General features: G+C 41.7%; 12 protein-coding genes, 1 tRNA gene and 2 rRNA genes. 10 read left to right on the plus strand and 5 right to left on the minus strand.

Annotated features, from left to right (window positions below; translation table 11 throughout):
• Positions 1-11: 11 nt before the first annotated feature.
• The 5 genes from nusA (at position 12) to AB1A03_RS10690 (ending at position 5,855) form a co-directional block, all read left to right on the plus strand.
• Positions 12-1,514 (plus strand): transcription termination factor NusA, encoded by a 1,503-nt coding sequence (nusA, locus tag AB1A03_RS10670; protein WP_354624641.1) that lies wholly within the window; start codon positions 12-14, stop codon positions 1,512-1,514.
• A gap of 23 nt (positions 1,515-1,537) precedes the next feature.
• Positions 1,538-4,174, plus strand: a complete 2,637-nt coding sequence (infB, locus tag AB1A03_RS10675) for a translation initiation factor IF-2 (RefSeq protein ID WP_354624642.1) — start codon at positions 1,538-1,540, stop codon at positions 4,172-4,174.
• 95 nt (positions 4,175-4,269) lie between these two features.
• Entirely contained in the window at positions 4,270-4,671 is a 402-nt protein-coding gene (rbfA, locus tag AB1A03_RS10680) for a 30S ribosome-binding factor RbfA (protein WP_354624643.1), read from the plus strand.
• On the plus strand, positions 4,671-5,603 hold the full coding sequence (gene truB, locus AB1A03_RS10685; RefSeq protein WP_354624644.1) for a tRNA pseudouridine(55) synthase TruB: 933 nt from the start codon (positions 4,671-4,673) through the stop codon (positions 5,601-5,603). The genes rbfA and truB overlap by 1 nt, the downstream gene beginning before the upstream one ends.
• Before the next feature lie 39 nt (positions 5,604-5,642).
• Positions 5,643-5,855, plus strand: a complete 213-nt coding sequence (locus tag AB1A03_RS10690; RefSeq protein WP_354624645.1) for a hypothetical protein — start codon at positions 5,643-5,645, stop codon at positions 5,853-5,855.
• Between the two features lie 96 nt (positions 5,856-5,951).
• Here the strand turns inward: AB1A03_RS10690 and AB1A03_RS10695 are convergent, their stop codons facing one another.
• The 5 genes from AB1A03_RS10695 to AB1A03_RS10715 all read right to left on the minus strand — a co-directional run bounded on the left by AB1A03_RS10695 (position 5,952) and on the right by AB1A03_RS10715 (position 9,130).
• Positions 5,952-6,275, minus strand: coding sequence for an MlaA family lipoprotein (locus AB1A03_RS10695; protein WP_354624646.1), 324 nt, complete (start codon positions 6,273-6,275; stop codon positions 5,952-5,954).
• 23 nt (positions 6,276-6,298) lie between these two features.
• Positions 6,299-6,697: an MlaA family lipoprotein gene (locus AB1A03_RS10700; RefSeq protein ID WP_354624647.1), complete on the minus strand. Its 399-nt coding sequence runs from the start codon at positions 6,695-6,697 to the stop codon at positions 6,299-6,301.
• Positions 6,698-6,712: 15 nt separating this feature from the next.
• On the minus strand, positions 6,713-7,990 hold the full coding sequence (locus tag AB1A03_RS10705; RefSeq protein ID WP_354624648.1) for a hypothetical protein: 1,278 nt from the start codon (positions 7,988-7,990) through the stop codon (positions 6,713-6,715).
• A gap of 274 nt (positions 7,991-8,264) precedes the next feature.
• Positions 8,265-8,891: a peptidylprolyl isomerase gene (gene slyD / locus AB1A03_RS10710; RefSeq protein WP_354624649.1), complete on the minus strand. Its 627-nt coding sequence runs from the start codon at positions 8,889-8,891 to the stop codon at positions 8,265-8,267.
• 23 nt (positions 8,892-8,914) lie between these two features.
• A complete protein-coding gene (locus AB1A03_RS10715) occupies positions 8,915-9,130 on the minus strand; it encodes a YheV family putative zinc ribbon protein (protein ID WP_354624650.1) in 216 nt (71 codons plus the stop codon).
• Positions 9,131-9,263: 133 nt separating this feature from the next.
• On the opposite strand from AB1A03_RS10715, the gene AB1A03_RS10720 reads away from it, so the two are divergent.
• The 5 genes from AB1A03_RS10720 (at position 9,264) to AB1A03_RS10740 (ending at position 17,279) form a co-directional block, all read left to right on the plus strand.
• On the plus strand, positions 9,264-11,177 hold the full coding sequence (locus tag AB1A03_RS10720; RefSeq protein WP_354624651.1) for an ABC transporter ATP-binding protein: 1,914 nt from the start codon (positions 9,264-9,266) through the stop codon (positions 11,175-11,177).
• A 75-nt stretch (positions 11,178-11,252) separates the two neighbouring features.
• Positions 11,253-11,540 carry a pyrimidine/purine nucleoside phosphorylase gene (gene ppnP, locus AB1A03_RS10725; protein ID WP_354624652.1) on the plus strand — a complete coding sequence of 96 codons (288 nt, stop codon included), beginning with the start codon at positions 11,253-11,255 and terminating at the stop codon, positions 11,538-11,540.
• A 639-nt stretch (positions 11,541-12,179) separates the two neighbouring features.
• Positions 12,180-13,723, plus strand: a 16S ribosomal RNA gene (locus AB1A03_RS10730).
• 72 nt (positions 13,724-13,795) lie between these two features.
• Positions 13,796-13,871: transfer RNA gene (locus AB1A03_RS10735), tRNA-Glu, on the plus strand.
• A 519-nt stretch (positions 13,872-14,390) separates the two neighbouring features.
• A 23S ribosomal RNA gene (locus AB1A03_RS10740) occupies positions 14,391-17,279 on the plus strand.
• Together the 16S and 23S rRNA genes with 1 tRNA gene alongside form the textbook arrangement of a ribosomal RNA operon.
• Positions 17,280-17,316 lie beyond the last annotated feature (37 nt).

Consider the following 17,316-nt stretch of genomic DNA (forward strand, 5'->3'; position numbering starts at 1 on the left):
GGCGATTCAAGATGAATAATAAAGAGATCTTACTTGTCGTAGAGGCAGTATCAAACGAGAAAAGTCTTCCTCGTGAAGCAATTTTTCAAGCATTAGAAAGTGCACTTGCTATTGCTACTAAAAAGAAATATGAAAATGATATTGAAGTGCGCGTTGAAATTGACCGTGAATCGGGTAACTTTAAAACCTACCGTCGCTGGTTAGTATTAGAAATCGATGCAGAAATGGCAAATCCATGTCAAGAGATGACATTTGAAGCTGCTCAATATGATAACCCTGATATTAAAGTGGGTGAGTACATAGAAGACGAAATTGAATCAGTTACCTTTGATCGCATTACAACACAAACTGCTAAACAAGTTATCGTACAGAAAGTTCGTGAAGCTGAACGCGCTCAAGTTGTAGAGCAATATGCAGAACAAAAAGGTGAATTAATCACTGGTGTCGTCAAACGTATGAATCGCGATAATATTCTGCTTGATTTAGGTGGCAATGCTGAAGCTGTTATCTTTCGAGATGAAATGTTACCGCGAGAAAACTTCCGCCCTGGTGACCGTTTACGTGGTTTATTGTATGATGTTCGTCCAGATGCGCGCGGCGCGCAACTTTTTATGACACGTACTCAACCAGAAGTATTAGTCGAATTGTTCCGTTTAGAAGTACCTGAAATTGCAGAAGAGATGATTGACTTAATGGGCGCCGCTCGCGATCCTGGTTCTCGTGCTAAAATTGCAGTTAAATCCAATGACCAGCGTATTGATCCCATTGGTGCTTGTGTTGGTATGCGTGGCGCACGTGTTCAAGCCGTTTCAGGTGAATTAGGTGGAGAGCGTGTTGATATTATCCTTTGGGATGAAAATCCGGCACAATTTGCAATTAATGCAATGTCACCAGCGGAAGTGTCATCAATTGTTGTTGATGAAGATGCTCATAGCATGGATATTGCTGTTGAAGAGGAGAACCTTGCTCAAGCGATAGGTCGTAATGGTCAAAACATTCGTTTAGCGTCTCAACTTACAGGTTGGGAATTAAACGTCATGACGGTTGCTGAATTAAAAGCGAAGCATCAAGCTGAAGCGAATAATGTTATTAATCTATTCACAAACGCATTAGAGATAGATGAAGAGTTTGCATCTGTTTTAGTTGACGAAGGCTTTAGCTCTCTAGAAGAAATTGCTTATGTACCAATCAATGAGTTATTAGCTATTGAAGGGTTAGATGAAGATATTGTTGAAGAGTTACGTACTCGCGCTAAAGATGTCTTAGCGACTAAAGCGCTTGCGCAAGAAGAGACGCTTGAAGGGGCAAAACCTGCTGCGGATTTACTTGCTCTTGAAGGTTTAGATGCGCATTTAGCCTATGTACTTGCCAGTAAAGGCGTTATTACACTAGAAGATCTAGCAGAACAAGCCGTAGATGATCTACTTGAAATCGAAGAGTTGGACGAAGCAAAAGCAGGTAAGCTTATTATGGCTGCGCGCAACATCTGTTGGTTCAGCGAAGATGCTGAATAAGCATCAGATAGGGGAAAAAAATTATGTCAGATATTTTATTGAAAGACCTTGCTAAAGATTTAAATAAATCAGAAGAAACATTACTTAAACAGTTTGCCGATGCAGGTATTACTAAAAAAGCGTCAGACCATGTGACGTTACAAGAAAAAGAGATGCTCACTACGTTTTTACAAAAACAACATGGTGGTGAAGTGAAAAAGAAAATGACTTTACAACGTAAAACAAAAACCGTTTTAAATGTTAAAGGTCAAGCGAATGCTGTTAATGTTGAAGTGCGTAAAAAACGCACCTATGTGCAACGTACTGATACAGAAGCTGCTGCATTAAAAGAAGCAGAAATCGCAGAAAAACAGGCAGCAGAGGAAAAATTACAAGCCGAAATTGCAGCGCAGAAATTAGCGGCAGAGAAGGCGCAAGCTGAAAAATTAGCAGCGAAGAAAGCTGCAGATGAAAAAGCGAAGAAAGCCGCTGTTATTAATAAAGAAAAACAGGCTGCAGCTAAATCTGAAAAAACACCTGAACAAATTCAATTAGAGCAGGAAGCCGCTGAATTACTTAAAAAAGCGGAAAAAGAAGCGTTGTTAAAAGCTGAAAAGAAAGCGGCTGAACAAGCTGAGATAGCTAAGAAACTTGCTGAAGAAAACTCGGCTCGTTGGGCGGCAGAAGAGGAAGCGCGTAAGAAAGCGGCTGAAGCAGACTACCATATGACCTCATCTAAAGCAGCACAAGCAGCTGAAGATGCGCAGGATTCTAAAGAGGAAGGTCCTGCTCGTCGTAAGAAGAAGAAGAAAGCATCAGAACCTGCACAGGAAATTGTGCAAGGACGTCGTGGACGTCGTGGAAAAAAATCAAACCCACATACTCCTTCTGTATTACAGCAAGCGTTTGAAAAACCAGCAGCACCAGTTGAACGTGATGTTAAAATTGGGGAAACAATTACCGTTGCTGAATTGGCTAACAAAATGGCTGTTAAAGCGACAGAAGTTATTAAAGTTATGATGAAAATGGGGGCTATGGCCACCATTAACCAAGTGATTGATCAAGAAACCGCAACTATTGTTGCTGAAGAGATGGGCCATAAGGTTATTTTAACTAAAGAAAATGAGCTTGAAGAGTCTGTGATGGCAGAAGCACAACAGGGTGGTGAATTAACATCTCGTGCACCTGTTGTTACTATCATGGGACATGTTGACCATGGTAAAACATCGCTACTTGATTACATTCGTCGTGCGAAAGTTGCCGATGGCGAAGCGGGTGGTATAACTCAGCATATTGGTGCTTATCATGTAGATACCGATAAGGGTATGATCACTTTTCTTGATACACCAGGACATGCTGCCTTTACATCTATGCGTTCACGCGGTGCAAAAGCGACCGATATCGTTATATTAGTTGTTGCTGCAGACGACGGCGTTATGCCGCAAACTATAGAAGCTATCCAACATGCGAAAGCTGCTAAAGTGCCATTAATCGTTGCTGTCAATAAAATAGATAAAGAAAATGTAGATTTTGAACGTGTTAAGAGTGAACTTTCGCAACACGACATCATTTCTGAAGAGTGGGGCGGTGAAAATATTTTCGCTTATGTTTCAGCTAAAGCTGGTACAGGTGTGGACGAGTTACTAGACAGTATTCTCTTACAAGCTGAAATGCTAGACTTATCAGCGGTAGCAACAGGCCCAGCATCGGGTGTTGTTATCGAATCTCGCCTCGATAAAGGGCGTGGTCCGGTTGCTTCTATTCTTGTTCAACACGGTGAATTAAAGCAAGGTGATATTGTACTTTGTGGCCTTGAATATGGCCGTGTTCGTGCAATGCGTGATGAAAACGGAAAAGCAATTGAAGTTGCTGGCCCATCTATTCCAGTGGAAGTATTAGGCCTTTCTGGTGTGCCTCAAGCTGGTGATGAAGCCACTGTTGTACGTGATGAGAAAAAAGCGCGTGAAGTTGCGCTATACCGCCAAGGAAAATTCCGTGATATTAAACTTGCGCGTCAGCAGAAAGCTAAGCTTGACAATATGTTTGCAAACATGGAATCTGGCGAAGTTTCAGAGCTTAATATTGTTCTTAAAGCAGACGTACAAGGTTCTCTAGAGGCGATTTGTGATTCATTGAGTAAGCTATCGACCGATGAAGTGAAAGTTAATATTATTGGTCGTGGTGTTGGTGGTATTACTGAAACAGATGCCTCACTCGCTTCTGCCTCTGGTGCCATTGTAATCGGCTTTAATGTTCGTGCTGATGCGTCTGCGCGTAAACTTATTGATAACGAAGCTGTCGATTTGCATTACTACAGTATTATTTATGATTTGATTGATGAAGTTAGAGCTGCAATGAGTGGCCTCTTAGCGCCAGAATTCAAACAAGAAATTACTGGTATTGCAGATGTTCGAGAAGTATTCAAATCACCAAAAATTGGTGCTATTGCGGGTTGTATGGTGACAGAAGGTACGATAAAACGTAATAATCCGATTCGTGTTTTACGTGACAATGTCGTTATCTATGAAGGTGTGCTTGAATCATTGCGTCGCTTTAAAGATGATGCGACTGAAGTTCGTAATGGCACCGAATGTGGTATCGGTGTTAAAAATTACAACGATGTTCGCGTTGGTGACCAAATTGAAGTATTTGAAATTATTGAAGTTAAACGTAGTTTATAAAAATACTCAATTTTAGATTATAGAATGGAGGCTGAGTGCCTCCATTCTTATTTAAAAAATAAATTATCATCACTAGGGTGATGAAGGAGTTAAACATGGCCAAAGAATTTAGCCGTACTTCACGTGTTGCACAGCAAGTTCAAAAAGAACTTGCTCGTATTTTACAGCAAGAAGTTAAAGATCCTCGTATTGGTATGGTAACTATTTCTGGTGTTGAAATAACCCGAGATCTTGCCTATGCGAAAGTATTTGTTACTTTTCTAACCATTGGTGAGCAGACTAATGAAGAATCTTTAAAGGGGCTTAATGCTGCATCGGGATATATCCGCAGATTATTAGGTAAAGCAATGCAATTACGCATCGTACCAGAAGTCCGTTTTTGTTTTGATGAAACCTTAACCGAAGGTTTGCGCATTTCTGAGTTGGTAAGCGGTGCGGTCAAAAAAGACAAAGAAAAAATCGTCGAGTCAGGACGTGTTGATGAGGATCAAGAGTAATGGCAAGACGAGGAAAGGGTCGTTCTATCAATGGTATTGTTTTACTAGATAAACCCACAGACATCAGCTCAAATCATGCGTTACAGCGTGTAAAACGTATTTTCTTTGCTAATAAAGCTGGGCATACTGGGGCATTGGATCCTTTAGCAACCGGTATGTTACCTATTTGCTTGGGTGAAGCGACTAAATTTTCTCAGTTTTTATTGGACTCTGATAAGCGTTATATTGTAACGGCTAAATTGGGCGTGCGAACTACCACCAGTGACTCACAGGGTGATGTTGTTACAGAGCGTGCTGTTAATGTTAATAAACAGCAGTTGATGGATGCTTTGGATACTTTTCGGGGCGATATTATGCAGGTGCCCTCGATGTTTTCTGCACTTAAACATCAAGGGCAACCCCTGTATAAATATGCTAGAGAAGGGATCACCATAGATCGAGAAGCAAGACCGATTATAGTTTATGAAATCAATCTATTACGTTTTGAAGGTGATGAAGTTGATTTAGATGTGCACGTTAGCAAAGGAACTTATATTCGTACTATCGTAGATGACTTAGGTGAACTACTTGATTGTGGTGCGCATGTTTCGATGTTACGACGTACACAAGTTGCTGATTACCCTTATGAACGTATGGTCACTATTGAGCAATTAGAAGCATTGGTAGAACAAGCAAATGAATCTGATAGTTGCCCCTATGAATTATTAGATGCGCAGTTGCTTGCCATGGATACCGCGGTTAAACATTATCCTGAAGTGAATATCACTGATGAAATGGGAGACTATGTTTTGCATGGGCAACCGGTACAGGTTTTTGGTGCACCAGATAACACCATCGTTCGTATCACGGTCGGTGATGCGCATACTTTTATTGGTGTTGGGCAAATGAATGATGATGGTTTGATTGCGCCGAAACGTCTAGCCAATCTATAAATGTTGATTTTTATACTATAAAGATAATAGGGTATAACAATGACTAAATTAGACTTTTCTGTAATAAATAAAGCCACTGCTGATTCATTTAATAGGCAACGTAATTTAATAAAAAAATTAGCGAAAGGTGAATTAGTGCTTTGTGATAAATGTAATTCACCATTAGTTTTAAATGTCTCTTCCGTATTGCATGATACTGGTATTACTTGCAGTAAAGGGTGTACAAATATTGAATTGGAAGTTGAAAAATAATCTTTCTTCCCCTTATATTGGACTGGTTTTCATTATATTAAAAAATAGGCGGTTATATAACCGCCTATTTTCATTAAATTAAGTTATTGAATTCGCTTAGCGTTTAACTTCTATTTCACGTTTTCTTAGGTATAAGAAACGAATTAACTCATATTCAAATGCCGAGCCTGAACCGTAATAACGGAATGCGATGTTTTTACGCGTATCAATGGCTCTTAATAAATTAAGTGCTAACACCTCTTCCCATTTCATATCAAGTTGGTCAATTGCAGCGCTAGTGACAAATGAATCTACAACAATCCCACTCGCATCACGTACACTTGATGGACCAAGAAGCGGTAAAACTACATAAGGACCACTGCCAACTCCCCAGTGACCAAGCGTTTGACCAAAATCTTCCTTCTCTTTATACATTCCCATGCGTGTTGCGGGATCCCAAAGTCCTAATACACCAATAGTCGTATTTGTAACAGGCAGGTTGTAACTAATGCCCTTTCTCCTTTAAGTTGTAATACCGAGTTAAAAAAGGTGTTAATTTCACCTAGATTACTGAAGAAGTTAGTGACGCCGTCTTGCACAATTTCTGGTGTTACCCACTGATAACCATTAACAACAGGTAAGATAACATACTGATCCGCTTTAGCATTGAAGTAATACATATGGCGATTGAATCCTTCCCATGGATTGTTGTTTTTGGAAATGCCGTTATCTGGGATATCTTTGGGTAATGATACAGTAGGTTCAACAGCGTCTTTTTCAAGAACAGGTGTTGAGCTACAAGCTGTTAATATTAATGCAGCAAAAAAGAAAATTATGTTATGTATATATGATTTATGTGTCATGTGTCATCTCCCTACTTATAGGTCTGAGGCGAAAAACGCCAGCATATGTTCAACCCAAACTTTTTCATCCATGTTTCCACAGTGACCACCATAAGGGAAAACTTTCCCTCTATCTCCAAACGTTTTTACTAAAAAAGATAAATCACCTTCGGCTAAAATGATGTCATCAGCATTGGTCACCATTGCTATTTTATTTGATGAACTAAGATAATCAGCAATGCTTTCTAGGCTTAATCTATCTATCATTATTTGCTTGTTCAGTGTTGTATCTTCAGCCTTGTAATAAGGCAACATGCCTTTTTCAAAATAGGTCAGAAAACCAAGTTGAGCGCCGCGAGCAAATGCTGGGCTAATAGACTCAAATTTATCAATAGTATGATTTTTATAAGTAATGGCACCGATATTCTTCATAACATCAATGGCAAAGATCATATCTGTTGAACTAAGGCGAAATGCTAAGCCTATTAATTCAGATAGCTCTTGATCACTAACCTTTGCCGCAACAAACATTTGATAGAGGAAATCAGTGGTTAGTTCAACATGGTCTGCATGAGAAACAGAATCTCCGACACGACTAAAGATGCTATTAACCGTATCTTTAATTTGTTCCGTACCAACGTTATCTACAAATCCATCAAGTATTTGTACTGAGCGATATAAACTAACGGGAGGGTTAACAATAAACACTTTTTTAAAGTTGAATATCTTTTCCTCTTCATCTAGTTTGCTAATAAAAGCGGAATGTGCACCACCAAGGCTGTAACCCGTTAAGTAGTAATCCGTAATTTGTAACTTATCACCGAGCTTGTTTTGTGCGTCTGCGACTGTTTTTTGCATTACGTTATAGAGTTCTTTGGCATCATTATCTAAGTAACCAGGGAACTGATCGACTGAAGCGCCAACAATAAAACTAGCATGAGTCGGTGAACTAATAGATATCACATTATAACCAGCTTGAAAGAAGGTTTTTTCGAGCTGTTTCAGCTTACTGTCGTTATATTTAGCCCCTGTGCCTGCAATAGAAAAAATAAGGGGGGCAGGGTGATCTTGATGGACAACTGAATACTTAAATTCTTCGTGATACCAGAATACCTCGGGCACTTTTCTATCCGGAAGGATATCAACCGTTAAATCTTCTCGATTGATATCAGCAGAAAGTTCCGCCTTATATTCAGTAGGTGTTCCGTATACTGTTGCTTTGAAAGGATCTTTAAATGGAAAATCATAAGTTGAGGTTGCAAAGGAGGTATGCCCAAAAAGCAGTAGCAGCGTTGCTAATAATATCCTTTTCATAATTATATTCCTTAGTAATAAATACATATCAATAAATGCCATTTTGTTGAAGTTAGAAAATATCTAAGTATGTATGAAATTCATTTTTTTTAAAGCTGATAATTAATATTTTTAGCTAATTATTTAATAAGTTAGACTAAAGAATAATAAAAAGGAGAAATAATGAGAATTTTAATTAAAAGAGTATTGATGTGCTGTATAGGCTGAGCAAAAAGTTTGCGTGTAAGTGGCTTTATATAAAAGCCACTTGAAGGGGGTTAATTAATGCAAGGCTCTAGTGGCAACCACCGCAGCATCCATCAGGCGATTTTTCTTTTTTTGTTTCATGTCCGTGCCCACCACAGCATTCATCACCATCTGCATGCTTGCTTTTGTCACCACCACAACATTCATGGTCAGAATCGTGGTCATGCCCATGCCCACCGCAAGAGCTGCCAGCTTGATGGATATGGCCATGTGCCAACTCTTCAGCCGTAGCTTCGCGGATGGACACGACTTCACCAACAAATTGTAGCGTCATGCCTGCTAATGGGTGATTAGCATCAATACTAACATTTTCCGCGTCTACAGCAGTCACTTCAACGGTGCGGGTGCCTTGATCTGTTTCTGCGTGGAATGTCATACCGACTTGAATTTCATCGACACCTTCAAATAAAGAGCGTGGTACCTGTTGTACTAAATCTTCACGGAAAACGCCGTAGGCTTGCTCTGGTTGTAAGGTAACATCAAATTTATCGCCAACAGCTTTGCCTTCAAGCTCTGCTTCTAATCCAGGTACTAAATAATGTGTGCCTTGGATGAATTCAAGTGGTGCGCCATTTTCTGTGCTATCAAGTGCGTGTCCGTCAACTTCAGCAACACCAAAATGGATTGCAACCACTAAATCATTTTTTACTTTCATTCTATTTCTCACTCTATTATAGGTTATTTATCAGATGGATTGAATATTCCGATCATCTGTTCAAATTGGCGGGTTGCGCTCGTTGCTTGTTTGGGTGTTTGTGTTTGTGTATAGCCACAATGCACACAAGTTAGCTTTTCAATGGCATTTTCTAATGTCAGCGCAATAGTGTCAAGTTTGTTACACTCTGGACAGTTTGCTCCTGCAATAAAGCGTTTTTTAGTTTTAGATAGCGTCATTCTAAGATTCTATTAAATTTATGATGATTAATGCTAAGCAAATATGGGATAGATTAACAGTGGCTATAGCTCAAGTTTACAAAATCGGCTATTATCTCCGCCTATTTTTTAATACCGATTGAGAGTTTTAACTATGATTGTGGCAAGTAATATTGAATTTATACGTGGCGGAAAACCACTACTCAAAGATGCTAGTGCAACAATCAACCCACGTCAAAAAGTGGGATTAGTGGGAGCCAATGGGTGTGGTAAATCGAGTTTTTTTACGCTATTGAAGAAACAGACCCATGTAGATAGTGGCGACTTAACCATTCCGCAACATTGGCGACTTGCGAGTGTTGCTCAAGAAACCCCGGCATTAGATGAGAATGCATTACAGTATGTTATTGATGGCGATGTACATTTCCGTGAATTACAGAAGAAATTGACAATAGCAGAAGATAAAAATGACGGTACGTTGATTGCAGAATTACACATACAACTTGATAATGCAGGTGGTTATAGTATTGAATCTCGTGCGGCTGAATTATTGGCGGGACTCGGGTTTTCTGAACAGGCGCAACGCCGTTCAGTGAGTGATTTTTCTGGCGGTTGGCGCATGCGTTTAAACTTAGCTCAAGCATTATTATGCCCTTCAGATCTTCTACTACTGGATGAACCAACTAACCATTTAGATTTAGATGCGGTAATTTGGTTGGAAAAGTGGCTGAAACAATATTCTGGAACATTAATACTTATCTCTCATGACCGAGATTTTATTGATAGTATCGTCGATAAAATTATTCATATAGAACAAAATCAATTACATGAATACACGGGTAATTACAGTAGTTTTGAACGCCAAAGAGCTGAAAAATTAGCGCAGCAACAAGCGACTTTCGAAAAGCAGCAAACACAAATGCAGCATATGCAAAGTTATATTGATCGATTTAGATACAAAGCGAGTAAAGCAAAGCAAGCACAAAGCCGTATAAAAGCATTAGAAAAAATGGAGCAACTATTACCGGCTCATATTGATAGTCAATTTAGTTTTTCGTTTAAAAAACCCGATGCCTTACCGATGCCTTTATTAACATTGGAGAAAGTATCTGCGGGGTATGATGATAAATTAATTTTAGATGAAATAAAGCTAAACTTGGTGCCGGGGAGTCGTATCGGATTATTAGGCCGAAACGGTGCAGGGAAATCGACATTAATTAAGCTGCTTTCTAATCAACTAATGCCCAAGTCTGGTGAAATAGAGATCAATCCTAATGCTAAAATTGGTTATTTTGCCCAACATCAATTAGAGTTTTTACGATTAGATGAATCACCACTACAACATTTAGCTCGATTAGCGCCAGAAGAAAAAGAGTTACCATTGCGTAATTTCTTAGGGCGTTTTGGTTTTCAGGGAGATAAAGCGCTAGAAAAGGTTGCCCCATTTTCTGGTGGAGAAAAGGCGCGATTAGTGTTGGCATTATTAGTATGGCAAAAGCCTAATTTATTATTGCTCGATGAACCGACCAACCATCTCGATCTAGAAATGCGTCATGCCTTGACTATGGCATTACAAGAATTTGAAGGCGCAATGGTCATTGTGTCACATGATCGACATCTTTTACGAACAACGACGGATGATTTATATTTAGTGCACGACCAAAAAGTTGAGCCTTTTATTGGCGATCTCGATGATTATCATAAATGGCTATCAGAGCAACAACGCATCGAAAAACAATCAAATGAAACAGTAAGTGATAAAGAAAGCTCAGTAAATATCAACCGTAGAGAACAAAAAAGGTTAGATGCAGAGTTTAGAAAGAAATTAACGCCTTTTAAAAAACAGTTGAATGAAGCTGAAAAATTAATGGAGACATACTCACTACAGCTGCAAACAATAGAAGAGCAGCTATCCGATGCGGGTTTATATGAACAGTCAGAGAAAGCTCGATTAACCGAGTTGTTAAAATCACAAGCTGAAGTAAAACAAGCATTAGAAGAAGCTGAAATGCAATGGATGGAAGCGCAAGAGACAATTGAATTAATGCAAGTAGAGTTTTCTGTATAGATTAACTGCTTGAGTTTTAAATAATATTATTCATAATCACAAAGTGGATTAACGCATAATTGTAAGGAAATAAGAATGAGCTTTAAAACAAATGAATACTTTGATGGCAATGTGGCATCAATTGCTTTCCAAACTGAAACGCTGCCAGCAACGGTAGGGGTTATGGAAATAGGCGAATATACTTTTAACACTGGGGCTAAGGAGTATATGACTGTTGTAAGTGGAAGTTTGACAATTAAACTTGCAGGTAGTGATGATTGGGTTACTTATAATGCAGGTGAAACATTCCCGGTTGAAGCAAATTCTAGTTTTGATGTACAAGTAACGGTGCAAACTGCTTATTTATGTCTTTATGAAAAATAAATAAAAGTAGTAAATGTAATTAAATCAGGAGCGAAAGCTCCTTTTTTGTGCCCAATAGATATTGAAAATAGAGGTTGGTCATTTGGTTTACAGCTAAAAAAACAGCATATTGGTTGGTAATTCTACAAACGATTGCTTGTTTGGAATAATCTGTCAATAAATGCTTGCCAATGTGATCTGAATCCCTATAATGCGCATCCACAGACACGGGGCGTAACGCAAGTTAGCAACCAGTTTGAGAATAAAACAAACGCATTTATCGCTTCGTAAGAAATGTAAAATAAGACGTTGACATTGTTCGAAAGGCGCGTAATATACGCACCTCGCCGCAAGGCGCGCTCTTTAACAATTTAATCAAACAATCTGTGTGGGCACTTATTGTTGATGTGATTTCAAATAATCAAAAAGTAACGCTTCTGCTTGCAGAAAGTTACACCTAACTTGTTTAGGTAACATCAATAGAAGTGACACACGAATTAATTCATTTACATTGAAAGATTTATCTTTCAATGATTAACAGGCCAAATATTTATATTTGGTGATTAATTCAGAATAACAAGTACTTCGGTACTTAGTTTTAGTCAGTAATATTGAGCTTGGTTAAATTCTACTTCGTAGAAAATAACCTAATTAAACTTTAAATTGAAGAGTTTGATCATGGCTCAGATTGAACGCTGGCGGCAGGCTTAACACATGCAAGTCGAACGGTAACAGAGAATAGCTTGCTATTTTGCTGACGAGTGGCGGACGGGTGAGTAATGCTTGGGAATTTACCTTGTTGTGGGGGACAACAGTTGGAAACGACTGCTAATACCGCATAATGTCTTTTGACCAAAGGTGGCCTCTATTTATAAGCTATCGCGACAAGATGAGCCCAAGTGGGATTAGCTAGTTGGTAGGGTAAAGGCCTACCAAGGCGACGATCCCTAGCTGGTCTTAGAGGATGACCAGCCACACTGGAACTGAGACACGGTCCAGACTCCTACGGGAGGCAGCAGTGGGGAATATTGCACAATGGGGGAAACCCTGATGCAGCCATGCCGCGTGTGTGAAGAAGGCTTTCGGGTTGTAAAGCACTTTCAGCGAGGAGGAAAGGGTGCAGGTTAATACCCTGTATCTGTGACGTTACTCGCAGAAGAAGCACGGCTAACTCCGTGCCAGCAGCCGCGGTAATACGGAGGGTGCGAGCGTTAATCGGAATTACTGGGCGTAAAGCGCGCGTAGGTGGTTAATTAAGTCAGATGTGAAAGCCCAGGGCTCAACCTTGGAACTGCATTTGAAACTGGTTAACTAGAGTTTTGTAGAGGGTGGTAGAATTTCAGGTGTAGCGGTGAAATGCGTAGAGATCTGAAGGAATACCAGTGGCGAAGGCGGCCACCTGGACAGAGACTGACACTGAGGCGCGAAGGCGTGGGGAGCAAACGGGATTAGATACCCCGGTAGTCCACGCAGTAAACGATGTCTATTAGAAGTTTGTGGCTATATGCCGTGGGTTTCAAAGCTAACGCATTAAATAGACCGCCTGGGGAGTACGGCCGCAAGGTTAAAACTCAAATGAATTGACGGGGGCCCGCACAAGCGGTGGAGCATGTGGTTTAATTCGATGCAACGCGAAGAACCTTACCATCCCTTGACATCCAGAGAATCACCAAGAGATTGATGAGTGCCTTCGGGAACTCTGAGACAGGTGCTGCATGGCTGTCGTCAGCTCGTGTTGTGAAATGTTGGGTTAAGTCCCGCAACGAGCGCAACCCCTATCCTTATTTGCCAGCGGGTCAAGCCGGGAACTCTAGGGAGACTGCAGGTGATAAACCGGAGGAAGGTGGGGACGACGTCAAGTCATCATGGCCCTTACGGGATGGGCTACACACGTGCTACAATGGCAAATACAAAGGGTTGCTAACCTGCGAGGGTATGCGAATCTCATAAAGTTTGTCGTAGTCCGGATCGGAGTCTGCAACTCGACTCCGTGAAGTTGGAATCGCTAGTAATCGTGGATCAGAATGCCACGGTGAATACGTTCCCGGGCCTTGTACACACCGCCCGTCACACCATGGGAGTGGGCTGCACCAGAAGTCATTAGCTTAACCTTCGGGATGGCGATGACCACGGTGTGGTTCATGACTGGGGTGAAGTCGTAACAAGGTAGCCCTAGGGGAACCTGGGGCTGGATCACCTCCTTACGTAAAGAAATTCACAATAATGAGTGCTCACACAGATTGTTTGATTAGACTGAAGAAGTGCAGAAGTTCTATGTCCCCATCGTCTAGAGGCCTAGGACACCGCCCTTTCACGGCGGTAACAGGGGTTCAAATCCCCTTGGGGATACCACTACGATAAAAAAGATATTCAATCTTTTTAACCATCCATTGGTAGGAACTGAGTTTACGTTTTAAGTGAAAGTCACTTTATAAACATTAAGTTTTAATGCTTATAAAGTGTTTTTTAACACTGCTCTTTAACAATTAGGAAAGCTGATAAAGTTCTGTTTGAACGTATGGATATAGATATCAATATGTTTAAACGAAACGAAATTGTTCTCAATGATTAATTTATTAATCATTGTAATCAAGCAAAAATAAAAGTTCATTTTTCACGTAGTGAAATGTGAACAGTACGTATCTACTCAATCTTATGATTGATAGGTGCACGAAAAACGAATGTTGTTTTTTGTATTGTAAAATATGAGAAATCGCAAGCGTCTTGGAAACGACATACAAAACAAAAATCAGTATTAAGTAGTGATGCCAAATGGTGTTGCCCACTCAGACATTGACAAAAAGACGTCAATCTCTTGTTGGGAACAATACCTAAAACGCGTCACTGCGTGACACTTTTTAGGTGTTGTATGGTTAAGTGAATAAGCGTGCACGGTGGATGCCTAGGCAATTAGAGGCGATGAAGGACGTGGTAATCTGCGATAAGTCCAGGGGAGTTGATAACAAGCGTTATATCCTGGAATTTCCGAATGGGGCAACCCGGCACTTAGTGTCATCGTTAAGTGAATACATAGCTTAACGAAGCGAACGAGGGGAACTGAAACATCTAAGTACCCTTAGGAAAAGAAATCAACCGAGATTCCGAAAGTAGCGGCGAGCGAAATTGGAACAGCCCTTAAGCTGTTTAGAAGTTAGTAGAATGGTCTGGAAAGTCCGACGATACAGGGTGATAGTCCCGTATATGACAACTTCTTTACAGTGAAAACGAGTAAGACGGGACACGAGAAATCCTGTTTGAATATGGGGGGACCATCCTCCAAGGCTAAATACTCCTAATTGACCGATAGTGAACCAGTACCGTGAGGGAAAGGCGAAAAGAACCCCTGTGAGGGGAGTGAAATAGAACCTGAAACCGTGTACGTACAAGCAGTAGGAGCCGACTTAGTTCGGTGACTGCGTACCTTTTGTATAATGGGTCAACGACTTAATTTCAGTAGCAAGGTTAACCGTATAGGGGAGCCGTAGGGAAACCGAGTCTTAACTGGGCGAATAGTTGCTGGGATTAGACCCGAAACTTGGTGATCTAGCCATGAGCAGGTTGAAGGTTGAGTAACATCAACTGGAGGACCGAACCCACTAATGTTGAAAAATTAGGGGATGACTTGTGGCTGGGGGTGAAAGGCCAATCAAACCAAGAGATAGCTGGTTCTCCTCGAAAGCTATTTAGGTAGCGCCTCGTGTATCACTGTTGGGGGTAGAGCACTGTTTGGGCTAGGGGGTCATCCCGACTTACCAACCCCATGCAAACTCCGAATACCAACAAGTGCAATCACGGGAGACACACGGCGGGTGCTAACGTCCGTCGTGGAAAGGGAAACAACCCAGACCGCCAGCTAAGGTCCCAAAGTATATGTTAAGTGGGAAACGATGTGGGAAGGCTTAGACAGCTAGGAAGTTGGCTTAGAAGCAGCCATCTTTTAAAGAAAGCGTAATAGCTCACTAGTCGAGTCGGCCTGCGCGGAAGATTTAACGGGGCTAAACATATCACCGAAGCTGCGGATGCTTATTTATAGGCATGGTAGAGGAGCGTTCTGTAAGCCGTCGAAGGGAAAGCTGTAAGGCATCCTGGAGGTATCAGAAGTGCGAATGTTGACATGAGTAACGATAAGGGGGGTGAAAAACCTCCCCGCCGGAAGACCAAGGGTTCCTGTCCAACGTTAATCGGGGCAGGGTGAGTCGACCCCTAAGGCGAGGCCGAAAGGCGTAGTCGATGGGAAACGGGTTAATATTCCCGTACCCTTATATTTTGCGATGGGAGGACGGAGAAGGCTAGGTGGGCCTGGCGATGGTTGTCCAGGTTCAAGTATGTAGGTGGAAGACTTAGGTAAATCCGGGTTTTCTTAACACTGAGATACGATGTCGAGTCACTAAGGTGATGAAGTCATTGATGCCATGCTTCCAGGAAAAGTCTCTAAGCTTCAGAAATATAAGGATCGTACCCCAAACCGACACAGGTGGTCAGGTAGAGAATACCAAGGCGCTTGAGAGAACTCGGGTGAAGGAACTAGGCAAAATGGTACCGTAACTTCGGGAGAAGGTACGCCGCTGACGGTGAAGTCCCTTGCGGATGGAGCTATTGGCGGCCGAAGATACCAGATGGCTGCAACTGTTTATTAAAAACACAGCACTGTGCTAAATCGCAAGATGACGTATACGGTGTGACGCCTGCCCGGTGCCGGAAGGTTAATTGATGGGGTTAGACTTAGGTCGAAGCTCTTGATCGAAGCCCCGGTAAACGGCGGCCGTAACTATAACGGTCCTAAGGTAGCGAAATTCCTTGTCGGGTAAGTTCCGACCTGCACGAATGGCGTAATGATGGCCATGCTGTCTCCACCCGAGACTCAGTGAAGTTGAAATCGCTGTGAAGATGCAGTGTACCCGCGGCTAGACGGAAAGACCCCGTGAACCTTTACTACAGCTTAGCAGTGAACTTAGAGCCTACATGTGTAGGATAGGTGGGAGGCTATGAAGCGTTGTCGCCAGATGACGTGGAGCCAACCTTGAAATACCACCCTTGTATGTTTTGAGTTCTAACCATGGCCCCTGAATCGGGGTTTGGGACATTGTTTGGTGGGTAGTTTGACTGGGGCGGTCTCCTCCCAAAGAGTAACGGAGGAGTACGAAGGTTGGCTAATCACGGTCGGACATCGTGAGGTTAGTACAATGGTATAAGCCAGCTTAACTGCGAGACAGACACGTCGAGCAGGTACGAAAGTAGGTCATAGTGATCCGGTGGTTCTGAATGGAAGGGCCATCGCTCAACGGATAAAAGGTACTCCGGGGATAACAGGCTGATACCGCCCAAGAGTTCATATCGACGGCGGTGTTTGGCACCTCGATGTCGGCTCATCACATCCTGGGGCTGAAGTCGGTCCCAAGGGTATGGCTGTTCGCCATTTAAAGTGGTACGCGAGCTGGGTTTAGAACGTCGTGAGACAGTTCGGTCCCTATCTGCCGTGGGCGTTTGAGAATTGAGAGGAGCTGCTCCTAGTACGAGAGGACCGGAGTGGACGAACCGCTGGTGTTTGGGTTGTCATGCCAATGGCATTGCCCAGTAGCTACGTTCGGAATCGATAACCGCTGAAAGCATCTAAGCGGGAAGCGAGCCTCAAGATGAGTTCTCACTGGGACTTTAAGTCCCCTGAAGGGCCGTTGGAGACTACAACGTTGATAGGCAAGGTGTGTAAGTGCGGTAACGTATTGAGCTAACTTGTACTAATTACCCGTGAGGCTTAACCATACAACACCTAAGACGTGTTGATGTAACCAAGAAAAAG

The organism is Psychromonas sp. MME2 (genome assembly GCF_040566515.1).
In the GTDB taxonomy this organism is placed as follows: Bacteria; Pseudomonadota; Gammaproteobacteria; order Enterobacterales; family Psychromonadaceae; genus Psychromonas.